The sequence below is a fragment of the Tropicimonas sp. S265A genome (assembly GCF_049800835.1).
Classification (GTDB): domain Bacteria; phylum Pseudomonadota; class Alphaproteobacteria; order Rhodobacterales; family Rhodobacteraceae; genus Dinoroseobacter.
The window spans coordinates 936,078-958,995 of the sequence record NZ_JBNAFU010000001.1; the positions used below are offsets into that span (position 1 = coordinate 936,078).

The 22,918-nt window shown below is 63.0% G+C and carries 18 protein-coding genes; 5 read left to right on the forward strand and 13 right to left on the reverse strand.

What is annotated here, in order from left to right; genetic code table 11:
- Window positions 1-86 precede the first annotated feature (86 nt).
- From ACP15N_RS04650 to ACP15N_RS04660, 3 genes are read left to right on the forward strand one after another with little or no spacing between them, the layout of a single operon-like run.
- The gene (locus ACP15N_RS04650) at window positions 87-602 is read left to right on the forward strand and encodes a YHS domain-containing (seleno)protein (protein ID WP_425091047.1); all 516 of its coding nucleotides are present in this window, start codon (window positions 87-89) and stop codon (window positions 600-602) included.
- A gap of 9 nt (window positions 603-611) precedes the next feature.
- A complete protein-coding gene (locus ACP15N_RS04655; protein WP_425091048.1) occupies window positions 612-1,064 on the forward strand; it encodes a rhodanese-like domain-containing protein in 453 nt (150 codons plus the stop codon).
- Between the two features lie 13 nt (window positions 1,065-1,077).
- Window positions 1,078-1,926: an alpha/beta hydrolase family esterase gene (locus ACP15N_RS04660; protein ID WP_425091049.1), complete on the forward strand. Its 849-nt coding sequence runs from the start codon at window positions 1,078-1,080 to the stop codon at window positions 1,924-1,926.
- Window positions 1,927-1,928: 2 nt separating this feature from the next.
- On the opposite strand, the gene mdoH is transcribed toward ACP15N_RS04660, so the two are convergent.
- The 13 genes from mdoH to ACP15N_RS04725 form a co-directional block, all read right to left on the reverse strand.
- Entirely contained in the window at window positions 1,929-3,815 is a 1,887-nt protein-coding gene (gene mdoH, locus ACP15N_RS04665) for a glucans biosynthesis glucosyltransferase MdoH (RefSeq protein WP_425091050.1), read from the reverse strand.
- Complete coding sequence (locus tag ACP15N_RS04670) at window positions 3,815-5,341, reverse strand: glucan biosynthesis protein (protein ID WP_425091051.1); 1,527 nt, start codon at window positions 5,339-5,341, stop codon at window positions 3,815-3,817. The genes mdoH and ACP15N_RS04670 overlap by 1 nt, the downstream gene beginning before the upstream one ends.
- Before the next feature lie 3 nt (window positions 5,342-5,344).
- Complete coding sequence (locus tag ACP15N_RS04675) at window positions 5,345-6,547, reverse strand: OpgC family protein (RefSeq protein ID WP_425091052.1); 1,203 nt, start codon at window positions 6,545-6,547, stop codon at window positions 5,345-5,347.
- Window positions 6,548-6,568: 21 nt separating this feature from the next.
- Window positions 6,569-7,930, reverse strand: coding sequence for a tetratricopeptide repeat protein (locus tag ACP15N_RS04680; RefSeq protein ID WP_425091053.1), 1,362 nt, complete (start codon window positions 7,928-7,930; stop codon window positions 6,569-6,571).
- Window positions 7,931-8,075: 145 nt separating this feature from the next.
- On the reverse strand, window positions 8,076-9,272 hold the full coding sequence (locus tag ACP15N_RS04685) for a CaiB/BaiF CoA transferase family protein (RefSeq protein WP_425091054.1): 1,197 nt from the start codon (window positions 9,270-9,272) through the stop codon (window positions 8,076-8,078).
- Window positions 9,259-10,857, reverse strand: a complete 1,599-nt coding sequence (locus tag ACP15N_RS04690; RefSeq protein ID WP_425091055.1) for a thiamine pyrophosphate-binding protein — start codon at window positions 10,855-10,857, stop codon at window positions 9,259-9,261. The genes ACP15N_RS04685 and ACP15N_RS04690 overlap by 14 nt, the downstream gene beginning before the upstream one ends.
- A gap of 112 nt (window positions 10,858-10,969) precedes the next feature.
- Window positions 10,970-11,926 (reverse strand): L-histidine N(alpha)-methyltransferase, encoded by a 957-nt coding sequence (gene egtD / locus ACP15N_RS04695; protein ID WP_425091056.1) that lies wholly within the window; start codon window positions 11,924-11,926, stop codon window positions 10,970-10,972.
- 2 nt (window positions 11,927-11,928) lie between these two features.
- Entirely contained in the window at window positions 11,929-13,188 is a 1,260-nt protein-coding gene (gene egtB / locus ACP15N_RS04700; RefSeq protein ID WP_425091057.1) for an ergothioneine biosynthesis protein EgtB, read from the reverse strand.
- A 275-nt stretch (window positions 13,189-13,463) separates the two neighbouring features.
- Window positions 13,464-14,405 (reverse strand): AAA family ATPase, encoded by a 942-nt coding sequence (locus ACP15N_RS04705; protein ID WP_425091058.1) that lies wholly within the window; start codon window positions 14,403-14,405, stop codon window positions 13,464-13,466.
- A 59-nt stretch (window positions 14,406-14,464) separates the two neighbouring features.
- The gene (locus ACP15N_RS04710; RefSeq protein WP_425091059.1) at window positions 14,465-15,664 is read right to left on the reverse strand and encodes a hypothetical protein; all 1,200 of its coding nucleotides are present in this window, start codon (window positions 15,662-15,664) and stop codon (window positions 14,465-14,467) included.
- A gap of 190 nt (window positions 15,665-15,854) precedes the next feature.
- Window positions 15,855-16,898, reverse strand: a complete 1,044-nt coding sequence (locus ACP15N_RS04715) for a hypothetical protein (protein WP_425091060.1) — start codon at window positions 16,896-16,898, stop codon at window positions 15,855-15,857.
- Between the two features lie 132 nt (window positions 16,899-17,030).
- Window positions 17,031-20,906, reverse strand: a complete 3,876-nt coding sequence (locus tag ACP15N_RS04720; RefSeq protein WP_425091061.1) for a CHAT domain-containing protein — start codon at window positions 20,904-20,906, stop codon at window positions 17,031-17,033.
- A 68-nt stretch (window positions 20,907-20,974) separates the two neighbouring features.
- Window positions 20,975-21,592, reverse strand: a complete 618-nt coding sequence (locus tag ACP15N_RS04725; RefSeq protein WP_425091062.1) for an RNase A-like domain-containing protein — start codon at window positions 21,590-21,592, stop codon at window positions 20,975-20,977.
- Window positions 21,593-21,823: 231 nt separating this feature from the next.
- Between ACP15N_RS04725 and ACP15N_RS04730 the strand changes: the two genes are divergently transcribed.
- Entirely contained in the window at window positions 21,824-22,465 is a 642-nt protein-coding gene (locus ACP15N_RS04730) for a hypothetical protein (RefSeq protein ID WP_425091063.1), read from the forward strand.
- Between the two features lie 11 nt (window positions 22,466-22,476).
- On the forward strand, window positions 22,477-22,848 hold the full coding sequence (locus tag ACP15N_RS04735; protein ID WP_425091064.1) for a hypothetical protein: 372 nt from the start codon (window positions 22,477-22,479) through the stop codon (window positions 22,846-22,848).
- Window positions 22,849-22,918: the final 70 nt, after the last annotated feature.

The window sequence follows — 22,918 nt, forward strand, 5'->3', positions numbered from 1 at the left end:
CAAAAGTCACACACGCGAGAGGGGGGGATGCTCCATCGCCGGCGCGAAAGTAAGTTGGCGTCACCAACCCCCATAAGGTCCCTGACATGAAAAAACTTCTTCTCTCCGCCGCGTTTTCGCTGGTCGCCGCCACCGCTTTTGCAGGCCCGCAGTTTGTCGATGACACCGGCTTTGCCGTCTCCGGCTACGACGTGGTCGCGTATTTTGACTTGCCGCAATCCGAGGTCGGCTCCCCCCAGCCAGAGGCTGTCCCGGGCCTGAGCTCCATTACCGCAGAGCATAACGGGGCGACATTCGCCTTTTCTACCGTGGCGAACCGCGACGCGTTTGTGGCCGATCCGGAGCGCTACGTGCCCGCATTCGACGGCCACTGTGCCTACGGGGTGGCCAAGGGCGGCAAGGTTCCGGGCAACCCGAACCTGTGGCGCATCGTCGATGACACGCTGTATCTGAACGTCACCAAGAACGTTGTGACCTTCTGGGAAGAAGACATCCCCGGCAACATCACGCTGGCAGATGGCAACTGGGTCGATCTTGAAGATGATGCAGCCCATCAGGGCCCGATCCCGCAGTTCACCTCCCCTGCCCCGGTGACCAACTAGGGCCCGCAGATGGCCCTGATCTCACGGCGCGCGATCCTGGCAGGTGTCGGGATCGCGGCGGCAGGCGCCGTCGCATACACCGCCGTGCGTGCACCCGGGTCTGACCGCACCTTGATGACCCCCCCCGAGGCGCTGGAGGCAGCACGTCGGGGGGATATCCTGTTGGTGGATATTCGTCGCCCGGACGAATGGGAAGAAACCGGTCTTGCCGAAGGGGCGATCCCGATCGACATGCGCCGCGAGGACTTTGCCGACGCGCTCGCCCATGCGCGCGCCGCATCAAACCGTCCGGTCGCCCTGATCTGCGCGCGTGGCGTGCGCTCCCGCCGGTTGACGGCCGTGTTGACCGATGCCGATATCGGACCGATCATCGACATACCCGAAGGCATGCTCGGGTCGCTGGCCGGACCGGGCTGGCTCAAGCGCAACCTGCCGGTCCAACCCTGGACCGGAGAAACATGAAGGCTCTGCCCCCATGACAACCTCCGTTCTGGCCACGCTGACCCTCGTGGCGTTTTGGGCGCTTGCAACGGGCACGTCTGCGTTGGCCTGTTCAGCGACGACCCCCTGCTCTGTTGCGGAGGGCGAGTATTACATTGCGATGCCCGAGGGGACGGAAGGCCCGGTGCCCGCGGTTGTGTTCATCCATGGGTGGGGCAGCAGCGGCCCGGCGGTGCTGCGCAACGCGAAACTGGCCCAACAAATTCTCGACCGTGGCTACGCGCTGATCGCACCGGATGGCCTGAAACGGCAACGTGGCAACGGGGGCGCATGGTCGTTTCACCCCGACCGCGCACAACGCCGCGACGAGGTTGCGTTCATTACCGCCGTCAGGGCGGATGCCGTCGCCAGTCATGGCATCGACCCGGACCGCGTGCTTCTTTCCGGATTCTCGATCGGTGGCTCGATGACGGCCTACCTGGCCTGCGCAACGCCCGAGGCCTTCTCGGCCTACGCACCGCTCGGGGGCAATTTCTGGCGTCCGCACCCCGTGGACTGCGCCGGACCGGTTCGGATGCTGCACACCCATGGCTGGACCGACGGCACCGTCCCGCTGGAAGGTCGGATCCTGCGCCCCTCGGACGGAGCCGGAGCCGAGCAACTGGCGCAAGGCGATGTGTTCCATGCGCTCCGCATCTGGCGCGAAACCAATGGATGCGACCAGTTGAAAGCCGACAGCTTTGTCACCGAAGGCCCGTATCTGCGCCGCAAGTGGGAACGGTGCACCCCTGGCTCCGCCCTCGAATTCGCGTTGTTCCCGGGCGGGCATGTCATTCCCGGTGACTGGGCGAGCATGGCCCTGGACTGGTACGAGGGGCTCTAGCCCTACTCCGCTGCGACGGGCTGCGGCACCTCCGGCGCCAAAAGCATATCCCGGAGGATCGCGCGTTCCACCCGGGCCCGACGCACCACGCGCGGTTCGCGCAGGCTCTGCGGGCTATCCAGCCGGAAAGGCTGCATCCCGCGCCCGGCAATACGCACGCCACTCAGACGCGACAACAGGGTCGCAAGCGCAAGGCTCAGCGCGATTGGCACCAGCCAAAGCGACACCGCACCCATGGCAATCCCGGCCAGCATGGTCAGACCGATGAGCGTCTCGACGACATGAAAGCGGAAGGTTTCTGACCACCCGTACCCGGCCCCGGCCCGGTTCTGCGGCTTCCAGGACATCGACTTGCCCAGCACCGCGTGGACCACCGCGATGGTTTGCTGCACCATCAGAACCGGTGCGTAGATGATCGAGCACAGGATCTCGAACAGCGCGGTGCCCGCGAACCTGCCCCAGCCGCCGTAATCGGCGCGGGTGCGCGGGCGCAGACCCAGCGCAATCGTGGCGGTGATCTTGGGCATCAGCAGCATCGCGTAAATGAACAGGAGGCAAACCAGCCCATCGACACGCGCCTCCGTCGGCCATACGGGGTAGAGCGGATTTGTGGCGTTGAAATAGCTGACCGGATGGTCCGGCATGGCCCCGAGCAACGACCAGATCATGATCAGGACGAACCACGCAGGTGACAGAAGGAAGGCCACCGCGCCCTGCAAAAGGTGAAACCGGCTGACCGGATGAAATCCACGCGCCGCCAAGAGCCGCAAGTGCTGCATGTTACCCTGACACCAGCGCCTGTCGCGGATCGCATAGTCGATCAGGGTTTGGGGCGTTTCTTCGAACGACCCGCCCGCGCGCGGCAGGAAATGCACGGCCCAGCCCGCCCTGCGCAACATGCCCGCCTCAACGAAATCGTGGCTCAGGATAAGATCCCGTCGCCCCTTGCGCCCGCGCAAGTAGGGCAGCCGGGCGCTGTCGGCAAAGGCGCGCGTGCGGATGATGGCGTTATGCCCCCAGTAATTGCCTTCGGTCTGCGACCAGACCGACAAACCTTCGGCCAACAGCCAGCCGTAGACCGCATTGGAAAACTGCTGCATCCGCCCGAACAGGGTTTCTGCGCCAATCAGCGACGGAAAGCTCTGGATCAGACCGGCCTCGGGATGGGCGGCCAGTTCGTGGCACAGTTGGCGGATCGCCGCGCCACTCATCAGGCTATCGGCATCCAGCACCACCATCGCCTCGAACGCAGCCCCCCAGTTGGTGATCCAGTCAGTCAGGTTCCCAACCTTCTTGTCGGTGTTCTGCGCGCGCCTGCGGTAGAACACCTCGATCCCCGGCGGGCTTTTGGCACGCAACGCTTCAAACGCGCGTCTTTCCTGCTCGGCGATCTCAGGGACGCGCGTGTCGCTCAGGATGAACAGGGTAAACTTGTCCTTGCGCGGGCCTTGCGCCAATTCGCCGAGCATGGCGGCTGCATTGCCGAAGACATCCCATGGCACCTCGTTGTAGATCGGAACCAACAGGGCCACACTTTGCGCCGGTCCACGCGCACGGCTGTGCCGGGTCACGCACGGGGCCAGCGCGCGCCGGGTCAACCCGAGCGTGGCCGTGCTGACCGACAGGGACACCCAGATGAATGTCAAGGCAACCAGCGCGACCACCAATGCCTCCAACGCCGTGACCCCGCCACTGGCCAGCCAGCTTTGGATCGCCAGGCTGAGCCAAAGCGTCATCGCCACCGCAGGACCGAATGCCGCGAGTCGCCACGCGTGGTCGCCGGGACGGCGCTTGCGTGGCACCGATTGCGGTACCGGGACGCGGCTGAACATCTGCTCGGCCATCGGCAAGGGCGCAAGCGGGGGCATCCGGTGCAGGGACGCATCCATCAGACGGTCCACCGATAGAGCCATAATTCGCTGAGCGGGGCGCCATTGAGCCGCAACTCGGCCCGGAACTCGATCAGTCCAGCCTCGCCGGGGATGAACCGAAACGCCAGTCGAGGGCCGCCCGTTTCAGGGTTGCGCTGAAGGATGCCCGCGTCCAGTTCCCCCGCGCTGGAACGGATGTGATGCTCTATGAGGCTCAAATCCTCCGGAACATCCGGGCCGTCGGCAAAATCTATCGCCACGATGATCCCCTCGGCAAACGCCTTGCCGATCCGCGTGTTGATCACCTGAAGGCCGGTGCCGAATGCACTGTCATCACCCCAGGTCAGGCGATAGCGCAACCGGTGTTCAGACCCCGCCCGGATCGGGTTATCAGGACGCCAGTACGCGACGATGTTGTCGTAGGTTTCGGTCGGGGTCGGGATCTCGATCAGGGTGACGGCCCCCGGCCCCCAATCCTCGGCAGGTTCGACCCACAGACCCGGACGGCGGTGATAAAGCGCGAAAAGGTCGGCAAAATCGCTGAACTTGCGCGCCCTCTGCATGAGTCCGAACCCGCGCGGGTTGTCATCGCGAAATGCGCTGATCTGCAAGGTCTTGGGGTTCGCAAGCGGGCGCCAGATCGTTTCTCCGGCGCCGTTGAGGATGAGCAATCCGTCACTGTCGTGCACCGCGGGCCGAAAGTCCGAAAAAGCGTCGCGGTTGGTTTCGTCAAACTGGAACATGGAGGTCAGCGGTGCAATCCCGACATGGGACATGTCCACACGCGGGATCAGCGTTGCCTCGACCTCCATCTCCAAAGGCTGACCGGGCCGGATCGCAAACCGGTAGGCTCCGGCGCAGCTTGGGCTGTCCATCAAGGCGTGCAGGATGAAGGTATCGTCCTCAGTCGCGGGATGCTCCAGCCAGAAGGCCCGAAACACCGGAAACTCCTCGCCCTTGGGTTCTGCGGTATCAATCGCAAGTCCGCGTGCAGAGATACCGTAAATGTCGCCCGTCCCGATCGCGCGGAAGTAGGATGCGCCCTGAAAGACGGCAAACTCCTGATGGATGCCGGGAGTTTCGATCTCGGCGCGCAGCCGCAAACCGGAATATCCCAACGTGTCATCAATGGGCAGGTCGGGAAACTTGTCGGTCTTGTCGAACACGGCCATGTCAAACAGCACCGGGCGCGCGGTACCGCCGTCGATCACGGAGACGTCGACCGGATGAGGGTAATAAAGCCCAGGCGCGAACATGTCGACCTTGAGCGGCGCACCGGGTTCATCCGCCCACAACGCGTTGCGCCCATCGAACCAGATGGAGACGTAGTCTTCATAGGTGATATCCGTCCACGCATCCGGGATGCGGTCCCGCAGGCGGTACGGCCGCGCGGCCAGCTTGCGCGCCTGTGCCAGAACATCTGTGGGATCAAAGGGAACGACATCTCCCAATTGCAGACCGGGTTCCGCATGCGTGGCATCCAGAGACACGGCAGGGCTTGCAGCCAGCGCAAGCAGGCCGGTCAAAACCTCTCGTCTGATCATGGGTCAGGCCCTTTTCTTCCATGGCTGGGATTTGAACCAGCCCGCCCCGTAGGCCACGGCAATCACCAGAAAAATGCCGAACGCGTTGACCCAGAACATGCTGAAGTGATTGCGCCCGACCACGTCCAGCAACACCCCCAGCAAACGCGCCAGAAACATCGAGCCGATGAAGACGGCAAGCGATTGCTGGCCGACCTTCATGATCACGGCCAGAACGACAGTCCAGCTTCGGGCAAGAAAACCGGGGCCACCACTTGGCTGGATACGCGCGCCCTTGGGCCCCACAAGCACCCATGCAACATAGGCGGTCGCCAGAAAATGGATGTAGCGCAGGATGCCGAAATCGGTCTTCTGGATCAGGACACCCCACTCGCGCCGCCATTCCAGAAAAACCGGGAATGCGTTGAACAGGCGAAAATAGGCAAATGGCAGGCTGATCACGATCACCGCGACCGCGATCCAGAACAGGCGGCGGTCCACGGGCGGGGCGGGAATCCAGCCGGACATGAACGCGAACCCGGTAAAGAAGATCAGCTGCCACCCCAGTGGGTTGAAGAACCAGCCCCGATCGGACCACGGCTCTGCCGGAAAGTTCCAGTCCAGGACGTTTGCACACAGCCAGATCGACACGGACGCGAGAACCACCAGCCCGACATGCACCCGCGACAGGGCCACCATCATCGGCATCATGGCAAGGATCACCAGATACATCGGCAAGATGTCAAAGTAATTGGGCACGTAGGTAAGGGTCAGCAGACCCACGAGGTTTTGCTCGGTATTCTCGAAGAACGGATGCAGGTTGAGTTGAGCAATATAATCACGCCCTTCGGGAAAGGCCGCGTTCAACGCGACCATCGTCGCCGCCGTGGCCACGAACAGCGCGACATGAGCCCAGTAGACCTGCCAACACCGGTAGGCCACGCGGGCTGAGCCCATCGGCAATCCGCGATCGCGGAAGACCCGTCCGAAGGCGATGGCCGACGCCATACCCGAACAGAACACGAAGGTTTCGGTGGCGTCCGAGAAGCCAAATCGGGCGGGAATCCACAGCGTCAGCCAGTTGCCGGGAATATGCGCGATCAGGATGATGAACATCGCGATGCCGCGAAAGAAATCCAGGCGCGGATCACGGGTGCCTGCGACCGGCATCGTCTTGGGTACGGCCTTCGTCTTCGACGATGCCGACATTGGGTCTGCTAGTGACATTTACCTGTGGCCACCCTTTACTTACTCTGCCGCGACGGAGGCCCGTAGGCTCCAGGCCTCGTCGATCTTGTTGAGGCGTGTCTCTGCGAACGCATCGACTGCACCCTTGCGCTGCGCGATCCGTTTCTCGAGCAAGGCGCGCGTGGCAGACAGAGCGCCCGCACGCAACCCAGCCTCGATCGTGACACGCTCGAACACGTCCCGTTGCGCATGGCTGCCACCCATCGCGCTGAACCGGGGATGCACCGAATGCAGGTGCGCGAAGGCCGCCTTGTACCGCCCGTCCGAGAACGCAGAGAGCCCTTGGGACACCGCCACGCCGGGCTCGGACATGACGCGCGCGGCCTCTGTCGCACCGCGGGCATCCTGCGCGATGCGCGCGGTTAGCCGCGCCGCGGCATCTTCGCGTTTATCGCCGGTCAGAGCCAGCATGTAATGAAGATCCGCGAAGGTCAGGCATCCATCCGCCGAGCGGGTTTCCGCCAGATCGGCCAGTTCGGCCCATCTGTCGCCGATATCGATCCCTTCGAGCTCCAAGCGAACCAGAAGCGAACTTGCATTGGAAAAATCGCGGTAGTCGTCTGTCTTGTCGCTCCGGATCTTGTCATCATAGAGCGCCAGAACCGTCGACACATCGCCTTCGTCGAGATGCAGCAAAGCCTTGTGCCACCAGACATGAAAACGGAAATTGTTGCAGTGGTCCCAAGCGGCGTGGTTGCTGTCGATCAGGGCGATACCGTTGGCGGTGCGGTGGGTCATGTCATACACATGGGCCACAGCATGCAGACCCCAGGCATCATCGGGGGCATATGCCAGTCCTTCGAGACCCAGCTTCTCGGCAGCGTCATAGGCGCCGGTTTCCTCCATCGCGAAGGCGAGGCATCCCAGCACGTATCCGCGCAGGGGATGATCAGGGCCGTGCGCCGGCAGCACGGCTTCGACAGAACTGCGCATACCTGCGGCGTCCCCGAGGATGAAACGGATACCATGGGACAGTTTCATACTGATCGTGTCGGCCCGGTTCAGGCGCAACGCTGCCTCCATCCGTTCGATGGCGCTGGAGGGGACCCCGTCAAGCCAGTCCTGCAAGGCTGCACACCACAGACGTTCGCGCGCCGTCGGCGCACCGGCCGCAAGCGCCGCCTGGGCGGTCGCGCTGGCTTCTTTTGCAACCGGGACCATTTCCCGGCGTGCCAACATCAGGGCCGACAGACCCTTGAGCGCATGCCCCATGGCAAACCCCGGCTCAAGCTCAAGCAATCTGCCAAGATGCACCGGGGCACTTTGACCATGTGCCAGAACACCCAGTACCACGCCGTTCCATTCCGAAAGCGCCTTCGGATTGGTCAGACTGACCTCGCTCGTGCAGATATCTGTAAACATGGATGGTCCTTGTGCCAGGCGAAACGTCAACGCCGCTTGACACTTTCTTAGCCAATCCAGCGGCGTCGCGCACATCACGGGCCCGCTACCGCGCGGGATCGTGAACGGATCATCACGATGGCGTGGCCGATCTTGCCAGAACTGCCTATTTCTTGTGCGCCTTTAGAATTGTATCCAGCCGCTCAGTATCTTGGCCGAAACGCGGCGGGGCGGCACGCATCTGCACCGGGGTTTTTGAGAATTTCAGTGGATTGCCCAAGAGTTGCACCGACCCCGCGCTTGTCTGGGGGTGCGGCACCTCAACCACGCCGCCGCGGGCCGCAGCCTGATCACTGCCCAACGCATCGGCGACAGAATGGATCGGCCCGGCTGGCACGCCCGCAGCCTGTAATATTTCGAGGGCCGCATCCCGGGTGACACGGGACAATGTTTCAGAAACAGCCTTGCTCAACGCCCCCCGGTTGGCGATCCGTTTGGGGTTTGTTTCATAGTCCGGGGTTTCGGCGAGGTCCGGCCTGTCGAACGCCTTGCAAAAGGCCCGGAACTGGCGGTCGTTGCCAACGGCCAGAATGATATGGCCATCGGACGTGGCGAAGACATCGTAAGGCACGATGTTGGGATGCGCATTGCCGCGCCGAGCAGGCTCCTGCCCGGAGGTCAGGAAATTGGTACCTTCGTTGATCAGCCACGCCATCTGTGCATCGACCAGCGCCAGATCGATGTGCTGGCCCTCACCGGTCGCATCACGGTGGCGCAAGGCGGCCAGAATGCCGATGGTGGCGTACATGCCGCACATCACATCCGCGATGCCCACGCCGACCTTCATCGGCGGCCCCTCCGGCGCGCCGGTCAGCGACATGATCCCGCCATAGCCCTGTGCCATCAGGTCGTACCCGGCACGGTCGCGGTTCGGCCCGGTTTGCCCGAACCCGGAGATCGAACAGTAGACGAGGGCAGGATGCGCAGCACACAACGTCGCATGATCAAGCCCGTATTTGACCAGGCCGCCGGGTTTGTAATTCTCGATCACGACGTCGGCCTGTGCGGCGATGGACCGGACCAGTGCCTGCCCCTCCGGCGTCGAAAGATCGGCCCCGACGGAATACTTGTTGCGATTGGCGGCCATGAAGTACGCGCTCAGGTCGCTCTGCCCATCCGGCGTCTCGGCGTAGGGTGGACCCCAACTGCGGGTGTCATCGCCTCCGGTCTTGGGGTTTTCGATCTTGATCACCGTTGCGCCGAGATCACCCAGAAGCTGTGTCGCCGTCGGCCCGGCGAGAATACGCGACAGGTCCAGAACCAACAGTCCGTCCAACGCCCCTGCCATCTCAGAATGCCCCATCGTAGGATTGGCGATCTACCTCTGCGGCAATAACCGTGAACGTATCTGAGGTCAGTGCCGCGTCGAGCGCTGCCTCAAGTTCTGCCTTTGAGGCAACCGTGTGCCCTTGCCCGCCAAACGCCCGCGCAATTCCGGCGAAATCGGCGCGCCCGAAATCGACGCCCCGGTTCTTCATCTGGCGCTGGCGTTGCTTGAGCTCGATCAGGGCAAGCGAGGCATCGACGAACACGACAAAAACCGTCCGCAGGCCCAACTCGGCGGCGGTGGCCAGTTCGCCTGCAACCATCAGGAACCCGGCATCGCCCGAGAACGAGACGATGGTCCGGTCCGGCTCAACGATCTGCGCGCCCATGGCCAAAGGAACAGCGCAGCCCATGGTACACAGCCCGGACGATTGGGTCAGCGCGCGCGGAAACCCGCAGTGCCACATCTGAGACAGCAAGATGCGGTGCGCACCGCTGTCAGCGGTCGCCAACGTGTCCGCTGGCATTCGAGCCTGACAGGTCGCGATGACCTGCGCCGGCCCCCATGCCTCTGGGCTCGGGAACGCCGCCGCCAGTGCCTCCTTGGTACGCGCGATCTGGCCATCCGCCCAGACCGGGTGCCCGGCCTCGGGCAAGACGGCCGCAACCGAGGCCGCGCAATCGCCGATGATATTCAGCGTGGACTGGTGCATGTAGTGATGGTTCGGCGCAGCGGTGATGTCGATCACGGTCTGACGCACTGGGTCCCACGGGTTCTGCCAGCCCACGCGCATCTCGATCGGATCGTAGCCAATCGCCAGGATCACATCGGCCTGCGCCAGCACCGGCAGAAGGATCTTGTCCGCCTTGGGCGACAGCCCTGCGCCGCCAAGGGCAAGCGCGTGATCTTCGGGGATCAGGCCCTTGGCCTTGTAGGTCGTGATCACCGGCGCCCCCAAGCGTTCGGCAGCCGACCGGACGGACAGAGCCCCGGCGTCCGACAAGGCATCCAGCCCGGCAAGGATCACCGGGCGCTGTGCCTGTGCCAGCGCGGCCCTTGCAGCGCCAAGTTCAGGACCCGACGGCGCCATGGCGACGGCGGGACGGCGCAGAATACCTTCGCCAGACGCCTCCGCATCCGCGACGGATATCGGTACATCGATATGCACCGGCCCGGGGCGACCCTCGGTGGCGATGCCGATGGCCTTGTCAGCGATCACATGCGCGGCCCCGGCGCTCAAGGTAAAGGTTGCCTTGGTGATCGGCCTGAAAACCTGTGGTTGATCAAGCACCTGATGGGTGTAGACCTGTGCCACCTCGGCATCGACGCACCCCGTCAGGACAAGCATGGGAACCCGGTCCTGGTGGGCGTTCTCAACCACGTTGATGCCGTTCAGTGCGCCCGGCCCGACCGTGGCCACCAGAATGCCGGGCGCACCGGTGCGATGATACGTCCCTTCGGCCATGAAACCGGCGGCATTCTCATGCTTGCACAAGACGAAGGCGATCCCGGCATCCTCGAGCGCGTCGACGAGCGTCAGGACCTCTCCCCCCGGCATGCCGAAAGCCCAACGGCACCCAGCCTCGAAAAGCCGCTTGGCCAAAACATCTGCCGCCCGCATCACACGCACTCCGTCTTTGTGTTCGACTTCGTCAAATTCCGTCTGTGTGATGGTGCATGGCGCGGGTGCGCACAATGCACGTCCGCGTGTTGGCCTTGCAACATTTTCCGGCTCAGTCGGCAGGTTCCAGCACCGCAATGGAAAAAAGATCTTCGGGGTCAGACAGCATCTGCGCAACGCGCCAGCCAGAGGCTTTGCCGAGTTCAGACAGGCTTTGCGCGGTGTACTTGCGGGACATGCTCACGCTGATCCGTTCCCCTGCAACGAAGTCGATCGCCACTCCTGACAGGGAAACGGTTTGCGCCGCCCGGGCCACCAGCGACATCTCGATCCGGGCCGCGGCTGCATTCCACATGGCCTCATACGCAAAGGCCGACAGGTCGAAGTTCGCCCCGGCTTCTGCGTTCAGGCGTACGAGGATATTGCCGATGAACCGGGCCGTGACCCCTGCGGCATCGTCATAGGCCGGCACCAGCATGGCTGGGTCCTTGACCAGATCGACGCCCAGAACAAAGGCTTTGATGCCGGGCCATGCGCGTGCACGAGACAAGAGCGCGATCGCCTCGTGTGCGGTGATGTTGCCAATCGTGGATCCGGGAAAGAACCCTACCTTGGGCAGTGCGTCGATAGTGTCCGGCAACGCAACGTCCGCGGCGAAATCCCCGACCACGGGTTGCACCGAAAGCGCCGGGTAGCGATCGCGCAGAGCATCGGCCGTGGCGTGCAGAAAATCCGCCGAGATATCGATCGGAACGTAGGCCGCCATGTGCGGCCCGGCATCCAGCAGGATCCGGGTCTTGACGCTTGCCCCGGATCCGAACTCCACCAGCGCGCCACCCTCCGGCACCAGACCCGCCAACGCCGTTGCATGCTGCCGGAGGATGCCAACCTCGGTCCGGGTCAGATAGTATTCCGGCAAAGAGGTGATCTGTTCAAACAGGGCACTGCCGGCCGGATCATAAAGCCATTTCGGATTGAGCGATTTGCGCGGTGCGCGCAATCCCGCAAGCGCGTCGCGCACCAGCGCACGCGGGGCGGTGGCCGATGTCAGGTTCATGGAAACACCCATGATCAGACATCCCTCGCCAATCGCAGGCCCATCATCTGCCAGCGTTGGTGCGGGTAGAAGAAGGTGCGATACGTCGCGCGCATCTGGTCCCGCGGCGTGGCGCAGGATCCGCCGCGCAAGACGCGCTGATTGACCATGAACTTGCCGTTGTACTCGCCGAGCGCGCCTGCGGGTGCGATAAAGCCGGGATAGGGCGCGAAATCCGATGCCGTCCATTCCCAGACATCGCCCCACACCCCGTCGCCGGGCAGCGGCCGAAGCGCGCCTGTCGCGCTCGCGTCCCCCATGAGGTTGCCGTGGATCTCGCGGTCTCGAAAGGCGACCTCATGTTCTGCTTCGGTCGGCAGTCTTGCCCCCGACCAGCGCGCAAACGCATCTGCCTCGTAGTAGCTGACATGGACGACAGGCGCTTCGAGCGCGACGGGCTGCGGGCCTCGCAGGGTGTAGGTCCACCATTCACCGTCCTGCTGCCACCAATAGAGCGGATGCGCCCAGCCCTCACGCTCTGCCACGGCGTGACCTTCCATCAACCAGTGGCGCGGATCGGCGTAGCCGCCATCCTCCATGAACGCGATCCAGTCGCGGTTGGTGACGGGGCGATCACCGATTTCGAACGGGCGCAGAACAACCTGATGGCGGGGGCGTTCGCAATCGTAGGCAAACGCGCGTCCCGCGTGGCCGATTTCGACCAGACCACCCGCGTGGCGCGTGAACCCTTGCGGGACTTCCCGGGTCACGGGCAATGGCTCGGGGTCCTTGTAGACCGGCAGCAGCGGGTTGAAGCTCAGCCCATGCAGCAAATCCGTAACCAGCAATTCCTGATGCTGCATTTCGTGGTGGCACCCCAATTCCACGAGGGCTGCGATGTCATCAGCATCCGCGCGTCCAGCAGACATCAGAGCGGCCAACGCATCCTCGACAAAGGATCGGTAGGCCCGCACCGCATCCCCACCCGGGCGCGAGACGAGACCACGTTTGTCCCGCGCGTGACGTGGCCCGGCCTGCGTGTAGTAGGAATTGAACAGGTACGCGAAACGATCGTCGGGGGAGGCGTAGTCCGGTACGCGCGGTTTGAGGATGAACTCCTCGAAAAACCACGTGGTATGGGCGAGATGCCACTTGACCGGAGAGGCGTCCTCCATGCTTTGCAGCATGGTATCCTCGGGGCTCAGGGGCGCGACCAGCGCGTCGGTGCGCAGGCGGGTCCGCTCAAAGAGCGACAGGGCGTCAAGCGGCGGGAGGGGCGCTGGCAGCGGGCTCATGTCACACGCGTCCCTGCGGTGACAATCTGCGCCGGAGCGCCGGTGCGGTCAATCGACCTGAATACGTCATGAAAACCTCTTTCCGGGGATGGCCAGCTTGCTGCGTCGCCGCGGTTGCCTGCAAGCCCTGACCAGTCTCTTTCGATCAAGGCCTCGTGAGGGAAACCGCTGTCGGCATAAAACAGCCGGTACGTAACAAGAGAACGGCGCTCAGCGCAGTTTTCGCAGAAAACGGACGACCGGTGCGCGGCCCCTGCCCGCGCACCGGTCAAGACCTAGCTGGACATGAACCCCGGATTGACGCGCAAGGCTTCGGCAAACCTGTCAATCAGAACGGATCGCGCCCTTCTGGGTGACAGATGCGCAGGAAGGTCGACGGGATCACCCAACGCCCCGATCACCTTTGCGACGGTCTTGGGCGGCAGCTTCAATATCTCGGCGATCGCGCAGACATATCCCTCCGCTGCCTGGGCTTGGTTTCCCAAGCTCACAACACCGACAAATTCCGTCAGTTCGAAACACGTCAAACGATCCAGAAAACTGTTTGGCAGCGACTCCAGAGAGTTTGCGGTGAATATCCAACTCACCTCGCTGAAATCAACGTCCACACCAAGGAACTCGTCAAACAGGCCACAGGAGGTGGACGTCTCCAGAAACGGCAGCATCGCGTCCACCCAACTGCCCCGCGCCGGATCGCTGGCATGCTTGTCGATCTCGTCGAGGATGATGACCGGATTGCTTCGACCCGTGCGCGCCATGATCTGGGCGGGCAACGCCGGCAGGCCCGTCGTGTAACCAGGGGATGTTCCCAACAAAGTGCGCGGATCGTTCTTGCCCGAGACAGACAAGACTTGGGAGGCAAGTCCGGCCTGATCTGCCAGCAGCCGGGCAAGAGTGGTTTTGCCCACGCCTGTCGGACCATGCAGAAGCACCGGCGAGAGCGTGAAGGCCTCTGCCTTGCAGAAGCTCGCGAGGCAGGCGCGGTTCGCGGCCCATCGAATAACCTCTTTCGCATTTGGTGCCCTGGCCGACAATGCAGCCTCGTAGGCTTCGGCATCCGGGGGCGGTGTCTGCCCGACACCTTTCCACAAGGCATTCACGGATTTGATCTTGCGGTCGCTTGCGGCCTCTCCTCGGAAAGGGACGGAACCGGCGACGATCTTTGCGCCGTATGGGGTGGTTTCGGCGGTTTCGCCGACGCTCTGGGACTCATACATGGCGATGGCTCCTTTCTCCGAAGACAGCGGTCCCGACGGGATCGGGACCGCGTGTCGTCTCAGCTTTTGGCGAAGGAAATGAAGACTGCCTCACCGACCTGAATGACAGGTGTTCGCAGACGGTCATCGGCTTCGGTGCGGATCCCGACAGTAATGCCGCCACCGCCATCTCTGGACCCGACGATTTGCAATTGCCCCCGGGTGACCGGCACGGCGACCTTCAAGGCCCGCTTGCGCAGTGGCACCTCATAGGACACATCGCCTGATACGATCAGCACATGGTCGCCATCCTCGGAATCCGTATCGTGCAGCCAGACGGTCTGCATCACGACCTCGCCAATCTCGACGCCTTTCATCAGCTTCAACTTCTCGGCGTTCGGCAGGTTCAGGCCGGCGATCTTCTTGAGTTGCTCGGGCGAGGATGCCGAAGGGGCAACCAGCGCCAGCCGGGCATCGACCATCGCGGGTCGCGTGACAGCCGCGTCCAGCGTGAACTCCTTGGCATTGCTGGCATCCCGCTTGGCTGCGCGGTCAAAGCAGTGCGGCAGGTTGGGTGAGAAGGTCGCAAGCTGGCCGCCATAGCCGGACACCAGAAGCGACAGGGCCCGCTCGACACCATTGCGATGGGTCGGCATCTTGACCCAGGCCTCGTCGGTCGAACAGAAATGCACCTGCATACCGCCCAGCGCCGCACCGCCCGAAGGTTGACCATAAGGCGACAATCCGGCATCGAGGGTGAAGTGAGCGTCGTTCGGGTAGCCATGCGCCATGGTGAATTCAACCGCTTTCGGGTCATGCAGCCGCGGGCTGCCAACGACCACCACGACAGGATCGTCAGACGCCATGTAACGCAGTTGATCAAGCACCTCCGGGAATGCCGTCTGCATGCTTGGAACCGTGATGTCTGCACGCTGGTACGTCTTGACAGAGGCGACGAGATGGTCCCGGAGCGCGCTGGCGGTGGGCTTTAGGAACTTTTTCTTGTGACCGGCGCTGCGGGCGATCAACTCACCTTTTTCATCATTTGGGATAGCCACCTGCGCGATTTCGTTCTGCGCGGGTCCGTCATAAAGCGTTACGGTGTCTCCGGGTTGCAGGGCCATCATGGCGGAAGCGATCTGCCGACCGACCGCTTCGGCGACATCTTCCGGATAAGCGTTGCTGAGAACGAATATCTGAGAACTCGCCTTGGCCTCAAGCGGCGCGGACAGGCTCAGCGCCACGGCTGCGGAACGGGCGAAGGTGCTGGGTCGAAACATTGGACTACTCCTTTGTCGGGTTTCTGCTTCGGGATCAGGATGCGCGACGCGGGCGTAGGGCTCCAGAAAACCAAACTTGATCAAAGTCTTGGGCGGCTGGAATAAATGGGACTTAAATCGGCAATCGCCCCATCCGACGCGAAAACGGCCCGGAGGACCCGGGCCGTTCACGCGGTTTTGCAGGAGGGCGTCAGGCGAGTTGGATGAACCTCGTTTCGGCTTCGGCCATGTAGGCATCCCGCTGCCGTTGCAAATGGGCGATGCGGGCGTGGGCCTCTTCCACTGTTTTTTCGCGGATCGATTGGGTGTCCGACAAAACCGCCTCGAACCCGGCACGCTCCCTCGCAAGATCATCCAGCCGGGCTTCGAGCGGTTTGATCAGGTTTTCGGTCAGCGTGTAATCCTCGCAAATCCGAACATCGCGCACGCGGCCCTTTTCCGTGCGTGTCCGCAACACAGCGCGGATGCCAAGCGCCGCAGAGAACAGCACATCCGACAGCACGTGGGTCAGCAGCAAGGCAGTCCCCAGTGCGGAGGTCGGAAACAGGGTTTCCATCAGGCTGGACTCTTCCTCATCCATGGAGAAAAGCGCCTCTTCGGTGCCTTCGAGCCCGATGAACAGCCAGCCGGTCAGCAGCGCCCAGACCACAAAGGATGTGACCGCCAGAAGCACGATACGTTTTCCGATGCGCCGCAGCTTGTCGAGATCCGGTTCGAAGGCCACGAACGCGGCGATCCCGGTTGCCGCCAAGACCACCGGAAAGGCGTAACCGATCGACCGCAGCCAGGAGCCACTCAGTTCCAGGCTAAAGGTCGAACCCTTGACGAAGGCCGCCACGACGTAGACCGCCATGACGAGCGCTGCGATGCTCAGCAGCAGTTCGAAGCCGGCCTTGATCCGGTCCCCAACGGGCAGACGGTAGACTTTCACGCCGGAGCATTCATAGCGCACTTCGTAGCGCAAATACGTCTTGAGCAACTCCAGCATCGGCGTCAGTTTTTCGGTGGTGCGTGCCTCGTCCCGCTTGATCCGGTCTATATGGCTCTGTGCCTCGGCAGCGGCTGCATTGGTGGCCACACTGGCCAGTCCTTCCGCGATCCGACCCGCCGCGATCTTGGGATCGGGTGCCGACAGAGCGGGCTTGAGGTCCGCATCCGTCAGGACCGGCGCGCACAGGTTCCTCCGCAAGCGATCGGCGAGCCCTGCAGGTTCTGGCAGTGAATGCACGTTCATGGCGATCTCCTTTTTCAACATGGTCCCATGCTCCGAGAAACGCCTGATTTTCGGAAGAAAACGAAATTCCAAGAAATGAAGTGGCGACGTGAATTAAAGGTAAAGAAATCCCTAACGGAGAATTCAGGCGCGTTAGAGGTCTGCGGGCGCAACACCGATGGCGACATAGGCTGCCCAGTAAAATGGATGGCGGTCCAGGACCAGGACGTCCTCTGTCGCAGCACCATCGCCGGAGTTTCGCATCGTCGGCTCCGCTGCGCGCGCGATGGGCACAGGAACCGCTGCAGGGTCCGGCGACCGCACGATCAACGCTTTGGGCGAAGCTGGCTCTGCCCCGGTTTCCAGAATGAACCGCAGCGCCGCATCGCCGCCCAGAGCGGCGGCCAACTGTGAGCGCGCCAGCGCCAGCGGCATCGCGTATTTCGCTGGACCCAGATGCAGGATCAGCGCGGCGTTCAAAACAAGGGCCGTGGCGGTTGGCGTCACGGGAAACAAGGTCGAGACGACCATAGGCACCCGAAGGGACAAGGCATAGGCGAACCCATTGAACTCATCCGGCAGAGACAGCCCAACAGGAGCTGTCTCGCATGCCCCAAGCACGCAGACGCGCAAGCTCGAAAGGTCGGCAGCACACTCCTCCATGCGCGACAGGGTCATCATATCACCCGGCCACGCTGCTGATGCGGCCTCTTCCGAAGCCAATGGGCCGGCCATCAAAAGACCAGAGCCGCTGCCGCGGTCCCGATCCCAGCCGCCGTGGCAAAAAAAGACCGCGTGGGACGCGCCCGAGATTTCGGCGCAAACGGCTGGGATGGTCGCATCGCGCTGCGCAAGCTCCACCCTCTGGTTCGGAGAAAACAGTGACCATCCCGGCGCCTCCCATCCATCTTGCATCTTCGGGCGTCCATCCGACCCAAGCCGCCGGGTCAGGCGCCATGTGCCATCCACAAGCGCATAGGTCCGCGCGACGGCCAGATCTTCGGTCGGGTCAGAGACGGCGAGCAACCGCTGTGTGCCTGTTTTTCGATGCTCGGCCATGCGTGTCGCATCCAACCAGGCAGCCGGGCTCTGGGCATAGGCGACGGCCCAATCGGCCAGAAACGGGCGCGCGCCCGACCCGGGCGCAGGTTTGGCGGCCCCAAGCGGCAGGCCGGCCAACCTGCCGGGCGGCACAAGGACAACTGACCCGCGTACCACCCCGGGCAAGAGTTCCCCGACTGCGCGCTGCAACGGCCCCATCAGAATGTCCCAAAGATCGCAAAGCAATACGTCAAGCGCTGCCATGAACGCACTCGCACCGGGCTGTGCCGGATCCCAAAGCTGTTGCGTGGTATCCGCGAAGGTCGTGGCATAGACATCCATCCACCCCGCACCAGGCGTATCCAACAGGCGCTCCACGGCCTGCCGGGTCAATCCGGGCAACTCGAGAAACCGCGCGCACGGCCCATCTGCGGGGTTGGCCGCAAGCAATACCCCCCCGCCGGTTTCAGACAGAAGCGGCACTGCCAATGCGGTATCTTCCGCTAGGGACGACGCGAGCGCATCGAGACCGTCCAATGCCTGCGCCGTCGTGCCGTCAGCATGCTGAACCAAGGCGGCTTCAAGCGCGACTTGTCTTTGCTTGAGGGTGTCCAGCGCGCTGTCATACTCTCGGGATACGTTTCCAGTGTCTTTCCCGGTCGTTTCGCGCATGCGGTCCAGCGCCTGCACCTGCGTACGCGCAGAAAGCATCTCGTCCCGGAGCTCGGAAATGGCGTCTCCGGCGCGTCTGAGAGAAATGTCGCGCGTGGCGCGGATCGAGCGCCCCTGCCCGACCGCCGCGAATGCTCCGGAAAGGTCACCCCGGCGCGCGCGCAGCACGGCAAGGCGATCACCCACCCCCGAAAGCGCCCGAAGGGCAGTTTCCTGCCCGTCGGTGTCCGGCAGCGAAATCACAAGGCGGTTGCCCTGGTCCAGCAGCTGTCGCAGAGCGCCCTCAGCCGCGCTGTGACCAGCGACGAAAAGTGCATGGCAGTGCACTTCGGCGGCGTTCAGCCATCTGCGCGGGTCCAAAAGGACATCATAGGTCTGCATTGCGCGCGCAGCAGCATCAACGGCACGCTGCAAAAGCCGGTCGGACGCGGACAGACCATTCTCTGCCTGCCAGACCAGCAATTCGGCCAGCGCCACCAGCGGATCAAACGCACGCACGGCATCCTCGGGCGCTGCGAAAACATCGAGCGCGATCTCGTAAAGCTCTGCTGCACGGCGCGCGTCAGGACCGTCCACGGCCACCGGCGCGTGCCGGTCCGGCGGCAAGCGTTTGGCGCGCTGCGCGTAGGCCATGCCGCAGTTGAACGAGAAAGAGGCAATGGGCGACGCATCCTGCGGCATCTGCAATTGCGCCAGACGCTGCTCAAGAAGTGAGATCGCGGCATCCAGGTCGCTGAGTTGCGCGGCACCCGTCTGGTGCTGAGCCCTGGTCAAAAGCGCGCCCGCCTTCTCTGCCTCGATTTCGGACACCATGGCGCTATCCGTGTCGCGATCAAACGGCGCGGCGGCTTTTTCATAGTAGTCAATGGCGCGGGTCAGATCTGCGCGCGCCTGTGCCCCGCTGGTGTTTTCGCCACGTTCGAACCAGGCGGTCGCTAGGTTGCGTGCAACGCGCGCCGCGCCGAATGTGTCTCCAAGCTCCTGCTTCGTTTCGTAGGCTTCGCCGAAAACGGCCAGCGCCTTGTCGAACATCTTGAGTGCTTCATAGCCGATCTCGCTCTCGGCCATGCTACTGAGCACAATCGCCTGATCCATGAGGCAATCGGCATGTTCCCCGCGCGCGCCGAGTCGAATCCAGATTTTTTCGGCCTCCCGATGCGCGGCATGTGCAACTTCCAGATCCTGACGCGCCGGCGTGCCTGCCTTGCGGCGCGACATCGACCAGAAGGCGTTCGCGCGATGGGTCCATGCCCGCGCAAGATCGCCTTCGTTTCCCGGGGTGCGAAACGTCTCGATCGCTTGCGCACAAAGCGCGGCCGCGGCCTCGAAGTCCTGCAATCCGCCCTGCGCGGTCCGCGTGCGCCCTCGGTGCGACAGGACCACCGATTGGTTCACCATCGCCTTGACCCGCGCGCCGCGATGTTCGTCTCCGCCCCAGATCTCGCGCAGGTCCTCGAAGCTTTCGATAGCCGCGGTCAGCGACGCGTCGCGCAGAGCGCCATCTTCGTGTTGCGCCTTGGTGAACAGCGTCACGGCCAGACTGAAGCGCGCGTTTGCCGCAATCTGCAGGTGCTCATGCCGCTTCGCCAGACGAACGGTTTCTTCGAAAAGCGCAATGGCTTGCGTCATGGCCGCATCGGCAGCCGCGCCACTGGTGCGCGAGGCTCTTTGCTGGAAACACGAGGCGAGGTTGCTCTGTACCAGGATATGGTCGCGGGTATGTGTCTCGATTTTCCACGTGACGAGCAGTTCTTCATAGGCGGCGACGGCCTCGTCAATGTCCTTGGGTGCGTCCTGCGACATGCCGCTTGCTGCACGGTCCACGCGCAAACCTGCCTCCAGAAACCGCGCATCCGCCAACAGGGCCGGCACGTCCGCGCTTTCCGCGACGCCGTTGCACAGGCCGATTGCCTCGGCCCAGAGGTCCGTTGCCTGCGCTGGCGGTGATGTTTGGGCCAGGTGTTTCATCTGTGTCGCGCGTGCCAGTTGCAAAACGCCGAGGCGCGCGCCCGTGACCACGTCCGACCACCCGGCAGAGGCGTCCAGCAGGGCGGCAGGGTCCATGTCGAAGGACTGGTCTTTTGGCCAGATAAGCGCGTTGACCTGCTCCGGATCCGCCCCGGGAGCCTTCACAGACAGCTCAAGCGCAGTGGACACAGTGACCAACCGCCTTTGCCCGGCCTCGTCCCGGGTCGTCAGCCCCTCTCGCAGCAGATCATCGCGTGCGCTTCGGCGTTCAGCCTCCGTCAGAGATACCAGGAAAACCGGCACATCCTTCTCGGGTCGCTCAAGGATACGCGCAATAAAATCAGACACAAATACCCTCAGGATCACCGCCGCCTTGTCCAGCCTTACCCGATTTGCACTGGCAGGTCAGCCGAAACTCAGCGGCGGCCACGGGGTGGTGGCATTACGCGCCGGAACTCGCCCCCGATACGTCCAGCCGGTGTTCCGCGAAACGTCTTGAGCTGCTTGGCTGTGGACCGGGCCACAACGGGGTAGGCATTGTGAATCCGAAACCCCAGTTTGCTTTTGGGGTCGCGTTGCAGAACGACGCGCGCGCCGTAAGACGGGATCGGTCTGCCGCCGGGCACCGCAGCCGTACCGATGCGTCCGCCTCCGGCATTGATGCCTTGCAGGGGCCTGGAGCCTTGCGTTCCCAGCGTCAACCGAGACCCCGGTTTGCCCTTCGATGACCTGAGCCACTGTGCAATCTGTTTGCTTTCGCCGCGAATGATGTTCTGCGTCGCCCTAACCGCCGCTTTCTTGTCGGTGAAACTGCTCTTGATCTTGCCGCTCTGGTTTGCAGCGGACTTCAGGGTCGACTTGCTTTGCCCGATATGGGTCTTGCTGTGGGTTGCAACGCGGGACAGTTCCTTGCCGACCCATTGCGCACGCGCCATCTTGCTGATCTGCGCGGCATTCGGTGTCGCATAGTCAGCAGCCGCGGAGGCAGTCGCGGCCAGCAGTGCGACAGTTGCCAGGGTATAAATCGTCTTCATGATCGTCTCCTTCAATGAGCGTATGCACCTCATTAAGGCGGGATTGCCGCGCGACAGCAGCCACACGGAATGGCATCAAAACGCCTGCGACCGGGATTAAATGGCAGATAAGTCCCCTGACCCAATTACTTCCCATTTCGTCCAGATTTCAGATTTGAAAACCGTGGCTTAGAGGTCCGATGTAGAGGCAGGCAACGGCACTGTTGTCCGTTTCAAACAGGAGAAGACCCAATGACCAAACCGACATTTTCCGTTCTGGCCGCCGCAACGGCGATCGGTATTTCGCTCGCGTCTTTCACGCCGGCAACTGCGCAGACCGCGTTTATCCCCGGCAGCGCACAAACCCAGACCAGCCAGGGTGCCGTTCACCCGGCCTTCGCGCATTTCCGTGAACCGCAGCTGATGACCGCGCTCTACCACGGTGATCTGCGCGCCACCGGCAAATCAAAGGTGGAAACGATGCACTACCTGATGAAGATCATCTCTGCATTTGACGAACCTCAGGTGTGGTTCCGTATCGGGCAGCATGCTGACGTGGCGCTCGACCCCGAACTTGCGCCGGTCGCACGCGGCATTTTCATGACCGATCCCTCGCTCATGCAACCGGCCGGAGAGGCCGCGCTGAAAGGTGTCCTCGATGCGTTCATCAACATGGGCCAAGAGCGCAAACGGCAGATGAACGGGGGCGAGTTCAACCCGTTCAAGGAGATCACCGCGTTCAACCGAGGCATGATCCAGAACACCAGCCCGTTCGCCCGGATCGCGGCGAATGCCGGGCATGATGCGAAGAACCTGATGTTGCTGGCGCAGGAGGACCCTGATGCCTTCATGCAGACCTACGGCGGCATTCGCACGTTCGTATATACCTATTGAGGCGCTGCGTGATGAACATCTTGAAATCTCCTCTTCCCTCGGTCGTTCTCATTGCAACCACACTTGCGCTCCTGGCAGCGACAGGGGCGGCCTCCGCCAAGCCGCCCTTTCTGAAACCCGGCTTCAATGCGGCCGCCAAGGGACCCAACCTCACCCCTAGGTTCAACGGCGCTGCAAAGCGTCCGGCCCCGGTCTCGCCCAAGTTCAACGGGGCGGCGTCTGGCAAACCTCCGGCGCTCAAGCCCACGTTCAATGGCGCTGCACGCAAACCCCTGGGGCCGCAACGCTCGACAACCGGGCGCGCAACGGGCTCCGCCGGGGGGAAAGCGGGGGCATCGACCCTCGGGCGGGCAGGACCGCGTTTCACGCCCGGAGGGTTCTGATCGCGCCATCCGGAAAAGCACCAACCCGATCGGGCCCGCGCCGCACCCCGCGACGCGGGCCTGAGTTGTT